The 9,174-nt window shown below is 24.9% G+C and carries 5 protein-coding genes and 1 pseudogene; 1 reads left to right on the top strand and 5 read right to left on the bottom strand.

The features are described 5' to 3' along the window. Positions 1-499, bottom strand: a pseudogene (locus tag EZH24_RS03710) (3-deoxy-8-phosphooctulonate synthase); the annotation flags it as partial. Positions 500-712: 213 nt separating this feature from the next. On the opposite strand from EZH24_RS03710, the gene EZH24_RS03705 reads away from it, so the two are divergent. Beyond that, positions 713-3,268 (top strand): leucine-rich repeat domain-containing protein, encoded by a 2,556-nt coding sequence (locus EZH24_RS03705; protein WP_137997783.1) that lies wholly within the window; start codon positions 713-715, stop codon positions 3,266-3,268. Between the two features lie 8 nt (positions 3,269-3,276). Here the strand turns inward: EZH24_RS03705 and EZH24_RS03700 are convergent, their stop codons facing one another. From EZH24_RS03700 to EZH24_RS03685, 4 genes are all read right to left on the bottom strand, one after another. Beyond that, positions 3,277-4,674: a PDDEXK-like family protein gene (locus EZH24_RS03700; RefSeq protein ID WP_137997782.1), complete on the bottom strand. Its 1,398-nt coding sequence runs from the start codon at positions 4,672-4,674 to the stop codon at positions 3,277-3,279. 87 nt (positions 4,675-4,761) lie between these two features. Next, entirely contained in the window at positions 4,762-6,552 is a 1,791-nt protein-coding gene (locus EZH24_RS03695) for an ankyrin repeat domain-containing protein (protein ID WP_137997781.1), read from the bottom strand. Between the two features lie 114 nt (positions 6,553-6,666). After that, positions 6,667-8,064: a leucine-rich repeat domain-containing protein gene (locus tag EZH24_RS03690; RefSeq protein WP_137997780.1), complete on the bottom strand. Its 1,398-nt coding sequence runs from the start codon at positions 8,062-8,064 to the stop codon at positions 6,667-6,669. An 88-nt stretch (positions 8,065-8,152) separates the two neighbouring features. Beyond that, positions 8,153-9,124: a leucine-rich repeat domain-containing protein gene (locus EZH24_RS03685; protein ID WP_137997779.1), complete on the bottom strand. Its 972-nt coding sequence runs from the start codon at positions 9,122-9,124 to the stop codon at positions 8,153-8,155. Positions 9,125-9,174 lie beyond the last annotated feature (50 nt).

Raw genomic sequence — 9,174 nt, 5'->3', positions numbered from 1 at the left:
TTCCTCTTTCGCATAAAAAAAGTCTATTTTCGTTTATGGCGTCCGAGCATTTGTCAGCGATATATTTGCAATCGTATCCGCTTATAAACTGTCCTTTTTTAACATTAACCGCTTTTCCCGTTTCGCATGCGGCTCGTAAAATATCCGTTTGTCTGCATAAAAAAGCTGGTATTTGAAGAAAGTCTACATATTTTGCGGCTTCTTCGGCTTCGGCGGGAATATGTATATCGGTTATTGTCGGCAAATCGAATTCTTTTGAAACGGTTTTCAATATTTCAAGTCCGTTTTTCATTCCCAAACCTCTAAAAGAATTTAGCGAGGTTCTGTTAGCTTTATCGTAGCTTCCTTTGAATATTAATTGTATATTTAATTTATCTTTAATTTCTTTTAATTTTTTGGCGATGTTTATAGTCATCTCTTCGCTTTCAATAACGCAGGGACCCGCTATAAATATTAAATCCTTATTTTTATTCGTAATTCCTTTATAATCAAAAATCATAATTCAAACCTTTATTCTTTTAATTTAAAACTAATTAGTTAATAATACTATAGAAACGGTTAATGTCAATTATTGTTTTTTAAATCAATTTTTAAAATTTATCCAATTAGTATAATTTAGTAAAGTTTTATTAAAAAAATAAGTATCGGTGTGTGATACTCATTATATGTTATAATTATAATAGTTAAAAAATAAAATAATAGGAAAAATTTTATGATTAATATTTTAACCGAAGAAGAAAAAAGAAAATTATATGGATGGATTCGTTATCACTTTTTAGGTTTTAACGTCAACTTGGAAACGGAAGAATATTTGACGACTGTAAAAGAATTGCCTTTATGGGATGCAAATATCTATATAGAAAAAATCACGAATGAATCATTCAAACTTAAAAGCATGCAAAAATTAAATCTTGCGGAAAATAGCATAAGAAAGCTTCCCACAAAACTTTCAAATTTAGAGAATTTAAAAGTTTTAATATTCGCTATGAATAAAATTAATAAACTTCCAAAATCTATTTTCAAGTTAAATTGTTTAGAAGAATTAAATCTTGCATCCAATCGATTGTCTAAAATTCCAGATGAAATTTCTAATTTATGCAATTTAAAAAAATTAGATATTTCTTATAATAACTTAAAAGAAATTCCTAAAAGAATATTCGATATTGAAACTTTAGAAGAGCTTGATGTATCTGGAAATTCTTACGGCGAAATTCCAAAAGAAATATCAAAATTAATTAATTTAAAAGAATTATCCATAAACTTAAATAAAACTCCCACCGAAATAAAAAAATTAAACAATCTTAAAATATTAAATATTTCTAATCGTTGTGATTCAGATTTTAATAAACTTCCAAAAGAAATTTTTAATATTAAAAGTTTGGAAGAGCTTGACATTAGCAATAACGATATTTATGAAATCAATAACGAAATATGCAAATTAACCAATTTAAAGAAATTGGATATATCTGGAAATAACTTAAAAAAGATTCCTTATAAATTTAAAAATTTAAAATCTTTGATAATTTCTTTTAACGACTTTAATTATTCGTTTAAGTCATTTAAAGATAGATTTGGACTATTGCCTAAAGAGATTTTTAAAATAAAAACTTTAGAAGAGCTTGATATAAATTTAAACGGCTTAACCGAATTTCCAAAAGAAATAAGCGCTTTGACTAATTTAAAAATATTGGACGCTCATGAAAATGAAATCGGATGTATATCGGGCTTTGTTTTGGAGCTAACAAATTTAAAAGAATTGATTTTGAATAATAATAAAATATCCGCTATTCCTTACCGAATTGACAGATTAATAAACTTGGAAAAACTCGATTTATCCTACAACGACATAAAATATTTATGCGATTTTGCCGATAACTCTCGATATTTATATCAATTAAACAATCTTAAAGAATTAAATTTGGAAGAAAACAAAATAAGTTCTATTTCCTACGATATTGAAAATTTAATTAATTTGGAAAAACTTAATTTATCGGACAATAAAATTAAATATTTGCCCGACACGATTTGCAATTTGAAAAATCTTAAAGAATTGAAATGCGATGAAAATATAATAAATGAATTTCCAAAAGATATAGAAAAATTGGCAAGTTTAGAAATTTTGGACTTGTCTTATAACGCGATAGAATATATTCCAAAATCTATTGGAAAACTTAAAAATCTTAAAAAATTAAATTTACAAGGAAACATTATAAAAGAAATCCCCGAAGAAATAGGAGAATTGGAAAATTTGGAAGAACTTAATTTAGCGTATAATAAAATCGAATATTTGCCAGATTCTATAGGAAAATTAAAAAATTTAATCGAATTAGCTTTAAGCCACAACGAAATAAAAAGTTTAAATAAAAATATAGAGAATTTGAAAAACCTTGAAAAATTATATTTATGGGAAAACGAATTAACCGAATTGCCAGAAGAAATAGGCGAGCTTGAAAATTTAAAAAATATTGAGCTTTCGGAAAATAAACTTAAAACTCTACCAAAATCGTTTGGAAGATTAATTAATTTGGAAAAATTGGACGCTAACTTAAATCAAATAAACGATTTGCCCGAAGAAATTGGAAATCTAAAAAAATTAACGCGCCTCGAGTTGAAAAATAATAAATTGACTTTTATACCAAAAGGAATTTATAATTTGAGAAATTTAAGCGAAATCGATTTGAGCCATAACGAAATCGAATATATTGACGCCGAAATAAAAAATTTAGTTTTCATGGTTGCGTTCGATATGAGCCATAATAAAATAAAAAATGTTTCTAAAGAAATTAAAAAGTTGGAATTTATTAGCAGAATAGATTTAAATAATAACGAAATAGAATATTTGCCAGACGAGATATTTTATTTGCGCGGATGCGAAAGTTTTGATTTGAATAATAATAAAATAAAAGCTATTCCAGATAATATTCCGTTTAAATTAAAAAAATTATATTGGCTTAATTTGAACGACAATGAAATAGAATTTATTCCCGAAAGTATAAAAAATATTAATCCTATGTCTCTTAATTTGGATAACAATAAAATTAAAAATATTCCCGATTATATTTTTGAAATAAAAAATCTTCAATGTCTGCTTCTTCTTAATAACGAAATAAAATCCGTTCCCGAAAGTATTTTGAATGCGAAAAGATTAAATACTTTAAGAATTGACAAGGAAGTAATTTTGCCAGAAAAAATTAAAGAATATTTGCCAAAGTTGACTGTAGAAAACGAATACAAAAACGGCGGCGGTATAAGGATTTATAGAGATTAAAAAATTATTTAATCTCTTTTTTTAAGTAATTCGTATAATTTATTTATAGCTTCGGCAGTTTCTTTAGGAGAATTTTCTTCCACATTATCTATCAAATAAACATACCTGCCTTCTTGGTCATAAAATTTCAAATTAGAAAATATATTTTTAATGTCATTTTCTATTTTTTTTAATTTATTTTTAGTTGATTTATTTCCTTTGTATATAGCAATAAAGTATTCTGATACAATATCATTTTTCCACCAATAATAATCACTTTCAATCTTTATTTCTATTTTATTTATTTTAAAATATATATGTGCTGTCCAATTCTCATTTGTCATATTATTAATAATATCTTTATCGCTTGTTAATTCATATTTAATATTTTTATTTAAATATTTGTTAACTTCTTTAGTAAATCTCAAATGTTTTTTTATAATAATTGGTATTTTTTCTTTTACTAATAAACCTTTGGCTTTATCAAACATTTCAATATATTTGTCCAATTCGCTTTCGGTTAATTCTTCTTTACTTTTTAATTCTTTAATAAGTTTTTCGTTTAATACTTTTTTTATTTCTTTCTCTTCCATATTGTTCTCCTCGTTTTCTCCGCTTATACTTTTTTCATTATCTATTATTTGTATAAGCGCGGATTTTAAAAGTTTATAATTATATTTATTATTTTCTTCTTCATTATTATTTAAAAAAGAAAATTCTTGCCTTTTTAAAATGCCTTCAAGCCAATAACCTATTTCGGCATGTCTTATGTTTGCAAATTTGCCGTAAAGTTTTTTATCGTAATAATTTTTAGGCAAACTATTTTCGCTCGGTAATTTTCCTTCGGGAGTTAAATAAATAGCGTAAACATTTTTATAATTCTTGCTTATTTTATCGTAATAATCTTTTATTTGGCTATCTTGGTCACCCGTTCTTCTTTTCGTTTTATTCTCAATTATTACCGCAAAAGATTTTTCTTTATCGTTATAATAAATTATTAAATCTATTCTTCTATTTGTAGTTCTATCTTCTTTTTCGACTTTAATTCCATATTCCTTGCCGACTGTCGATTTTTTCCAATCGATATTATTTAAATCAATCTTGTTTTCAAATTTATCGTTTGTGAATTCCAAAAATAATTTAACAAAATTAATTTTTTCTTTTTTTATTTTAAATAATTGATAAAACAAATCGCTATTATAAGTTTCAAATGTCGATAAACTGCCTCTTTCGGTTTGATTTTTTATAGATTCTAATATATTGAACTGCGGAGGAAGTTTTTCCATTTCTTCTTTAACTTTTTCTCTTACTTCGATTAAAGATTTAAAAATATTTCCCAAACTATTTAATTTTTCTTTTTCATCGTTTTGAAAAGCGTTTATTAAAGTTAATAATATATTTTCTTCTTTAGTTAAACTTTTAGTCATAAAATTTTTAATTCTTTTTATACATTCGATTATAATTTAAAAATTAATTAAAATCAAACCGATTTAATATTTTATTCATAATTTTATTTATATCTCAAAAGATATTTTATTTAATTTTTTTAACTTTTTTAATCTTCTAATTATTCCATCTTCTTTATATTTTATTTTTTTACTTTTTGAAATTCCATATAATTTAATCATAGCTTCCGCGATTTCTTCTGGTTTGTCTTTTTTTACTCTTATTTTGTAAAATAATCCATATTCTCCAAAATCTTCTTTTTCTTTAAATTTATATTGAAATTTATAAAACATAAATTTTTCAATCGCATTTTTTATTTTTATCGTTTTTTCCTTTAACTTTTCATTATAAGAGGAAACGGTTAAACCTAAATAATAAGCTACGCCGTCTTTATCGGTATAATTGCTTGATAAAGATACAATATCGTTTTTTATAATTTTTATATTTCTAACATAATTGTTATTATAGCCGTAAAGTTCCGCCATATTCTCAATAATATTTTCATCCGAATAAATCTTATAATCTTTATTCTTTTTATAACCTTTTATTTCCAAATATTTCGCGACTTCTTTAATGAATTTTAAATATCTGCGGGAATATTTTTTTATCGTTATTTTCATTCTTTTTACTCTATCTTCCTCATGTTCTTCCAAAGGTTCGATTTTTCTGTTTATGCAGTATCGCTCACCCGTCATGTAAATAGCAAGTCGCATAAATTCTTTGCTTCGCTCGGTTAAATCTCTTATTTCGCAAACTACAAAAATATATTTATCCATCGTCATAAAAGCGTAAAGACTTCCTCCGTAAGACAAATAATAAGTGATTCCTTTCTTGCATAATTTTATTTTATTCAAATCGTCAAAGCTGTTCATTGTTCCTTCCTCAATGGGAATGGAATTAAAATTTTCCACAAGCCATAAAATAAATTCTTTGTCAATTTTTCTGCTCATTAATGCGAAATGCGTGATTATAAAATAATTTTTCCCGTCCGTTATTTCCTGCTGATATATATTTAAAGTATTAAAATAATATATAAATTGACTATAAAATTTTTCTTTGTTTTTTCTAAAATAAATATTATATTGTTCGCAGTAGGAATCCTCGCCGTAAAAATCGAAATAATTTTCGTATAAATATTTTTTATGTTCTTTTTTCTCATCTCCGCAATAGCTATAAATTGTAGAATACGGGGGCATATTTTCAAAATAAAAAGGAACATCCGCCGTAATTACAACAGGTTCGCTTAAATCGTCTTCTTCATACGCCCAATCATAATCGCATGCCCTATCCATAAAATATTCCTCTTCTCTATAAGGCAAATCCAAACGCCAAACTTTATGATTTGGTTCAAGTCCTAAATTAGCTCCGTTTTTAATAAGAATATCGACTATCTCATCATTATTATTTTCGCATGCATAGTAAAGCGCCGTTTTTTTAATTTCGTTTTTTATATTCACATCCGCTCCATTTTTTATAAGAACTTTGACTATATCTATATTATTATATTTTTGACATGCTTCATGGAGAGCGGAGTCTCCATACCAGCCTTTAATATTTATATCCGCTCTGTTTTCTATCAACGCCTCGACAATTTCCTTATAACCAAATCTCGCCGCTATATGAATAGGACACATATTTTGAAAAAAGTCGTTTCCGATATCTTCCAACTCTTCGATAATTTCTTTATGACCTAAACTTTCCGCTATCTGAATTAGATGCGCATTTTCCATAATTTTTTTATCTTTTTTTATATTCTTTTTTTTAAAATATCTGGAGTTAATTCCTTTTTTAATTAGAATTTTTATTTCTTTAACTCCTTCTTGTCCTTCGTATAATTTTAAAGCTTCTTCCAATTTCATTTTTACTCCTTAATAAAAAATAAAAAATTAATTTATATAATAATTATAACATACAACAAGTATCATATACCGATACTTGTTATAATGTTAATTTTCGCTTATAAAAATTATAATTTATTGTTTATTTTTAAATTTACTTAAATTCCTTATTTCTTCGGGCAATTCTTTTAACTTCTCGCAATTTATATATAATTTCTCAAGGTTAGATAAATTCCCTATTTCTTCAGGAAGTTTTTCTAAATACTTGATTTCTTCAGGAAGTTTTTCTAAATACTTGCAACTTATATAAAGTTTCTCAAGATTAACTAAATTTCCAATTTCTTTTGGCAATTCCTTTAAGTTAGAAATTGTAATATCAAGCTCTTTAAGATTAATTAATTTTCCAATCTCGCTCGGTAGTTCTTCTAAATTACAATAGTCATCGTGACCTATTGAAAGTTTTTCAAGGTTGGATAAATTTCCTATTTCTTTAGGCAACTTTTCTAATTCAACAGAGACAATATCAAGTTCTTTAAGGCTAGTTAATTTCTCGATATCGCTTGGTAATTCTAATAGCTTAAGGCAATTTATAGTAAGGCTTTCAAGATTAGCTAAATTAAATATTTCTTTAGGCAATGTTTTCATATCCCAATAATTTATTTTAAGACTTTTAAGATTAGTCAAATTTCTTATTTCTTCGGGAATTCCGTTAAAATCTTTATTAGAGCTTTTTATTTCTAAATACTCAAGATTAATTAGATTTCCAATTTCTTTTGGCAATTCTAATGAATTGTGGCAATTTATAGTAAGACTTTTAAGATTAGTCAAATTTCTTATTTCTTTAGGAATTTCGTTAAAATGTTCAAATTCGTTGTCTATTTCCAAATACTCAAGATTTTTTAAATTAAAAATTTCTTTTATATTTATTGGATTTCCACAATATCCAAAATTGATAGTTTTAAGGTTGGTTAATTTACTTATTCCTTCTGGTAATTTTTCCAAACTGCAATTTATATCAAGTTTTTCAAGATTAGATAAATTTACAATTTCTTTTGGCAATTCATGTAAGTAGCTAGAGTGGTAAATATAAAGTTCTTTAATATTAGTTAATTTTCCAATCTCGCTCGGTAATTTTTTTAAACTATCGCTATATATACCAAGTTTTTCAAGATTAATCAAATTAAAAATATCTTTTGGCAGTTTTTTTATATCGCATATTATGGTAAGACTTTTAAGATTAGTTAATTTCCCAATATTCTTTATAATGTTTTTTAAATTGCATTTTATCTTATCGCCAACTATATAAAAACTCTCAAGACTTGCAAGTTTAAAAAACTCTTTTGGAAAATACTTTATTTCTGGAAGGTTTAAAGAAGAATTATCTATTTCAAGCTCCTTTATATTTAGTATTTTCTCTTCGCTATCCAAATCTTTAATCTCGTATTCTTTCGCCCACTTGCATAAATTGTAGATTTCTTTTTTTGTTAAATTGTTTTGCATTTTAACTTCTCCTGTTTTTAATTTTTCTGACATTTTTTACTCCTTAAATAAAAAATTAATTTATATAATAATTATAACATACAACTAGTATCATACACCGATACTTGTTTTTACTCCATTTTTATCTATCAAAATCATGATTTACGCGCATATTTTTAAGTTTATTTAAACTCAATATTTCTTTTGGCAATTTATTTATGTTCTTCCTCCATGTTAAATCAAAATTTTTAAGATTATTTAGATTGTCAATTTCTTTAGGAATTTCTTTTAAACTTATGCAATTTATATCAAGCTCTTTGAGTTTAGTAAAATTTCCTATTTCTTTGGGAATATTTTTTAAATAATGGATTAATAACTTAAGTTTTTCAAGTTTGATTAAATTTCCAATCTCTTTTGGAAGTTTATTTAAATTCTCAGAACCTATATTAAACATTTTAAGATTGGTAAGGTTTCCAATTTCTTTAGGCAGATTTTTTAAATTCCAACATAATATTGTAAATTCTTTAAGCTTGATTAAATTGCCAATTTCTTTAGGCAATTCTTTTAATTTTTTATTATCCGATATTTCAAATATTTCAAGATTAATTAAATTTCCTATTTCGCTTGGCAATTCTTCTAAATCATGGGCATGTATTTTAAGTTTTTTAAGATTATATAAATTTCCAATTCCTTTTGGCAGATTTTTCAAATTCCGACACCATATAGTCAATTCTTCAAGTTTAGTAAAATTGCTTATTTCATCGGGTAATTTTTCCAAACCGTAGCAATCTATATTAAGTTTTTCAAGATTAACCAAATTAAACATTTCTTTAGGAAAAATTTTTACATCGTAAGAGCCTATTGCAAGATTTTTAAGATTAATTAAATTTCCAATATCTTTTGGAATTTCTTTAAAATTATCATAACCTATATAAATACTTTCAAGATTTGTGAGCTTAAAAATTTCGTTTGGCAAATAATCTATTTTATCATGTTCTATTTTCAGTTCTTTTATATTTTCTAATTTTTCTTTAAAATACAAACTTTTAATAAAGTATTTTTTACCCCATTTGTATAAATTGTCGATTTCTTTTTTAGTTAAATTATTTTTCATTTTAATTTCTCCCGTTTTAATTTTTTATATAATAATTATAACATACAACA

This window comes from Brachyspira catarrhinii, assembly GCF_005518285.1.
Classification (GTDB): Bacteria; Spirochaetota; Brachyspiria; order Brachyspirales; family Brachyspiraceae; genus Brachyspira; species Brachyspira catarrhinii.
Note: the sequence above shows the minus strand (reverse complement) of the source record. Positions and strands in the feature narration are given on the sequence as shown.

Bases quoted from the DNA above. Each gene is read 5' to 3' on its own strand.
- EZH24_RS03705 (WP_137997783.1), top strand. From the start codon at position 713: ATGATTAATATTTTAACCGAAGAAGAAAAAAGAAAATTATATGGATGG.
- EZH24_RS03700 (WP_137997782.1), bottom strand. From the start codon at position 4,674: ATGACTAAAAGTTTAACTAAAGAAGAAAATATATTATTAACTTTAATA.
- EZH24_RS03695 (WP_137997781.1), bottom strand. From the start codon at position 6,552: ATGAAATTGGAAGAAGCTTTAAAATTATACGAAGGACAAGAAGGAGTT.
- EZH24_RS03690 (WP_137997780.1), bottom strand. From the start codon at position 8,064: ATGTCAGAAAAATTAAAAACAGGAGAAGTTAAAATGCAAAACAATTTA.
- EZH24_RS03685 (WP_137997779.1), bottom strand. From the start codon at position 9,124: ATGAAAAATAATTTAACTAAAAAAGAAATCGACAATTTATACAAATGG.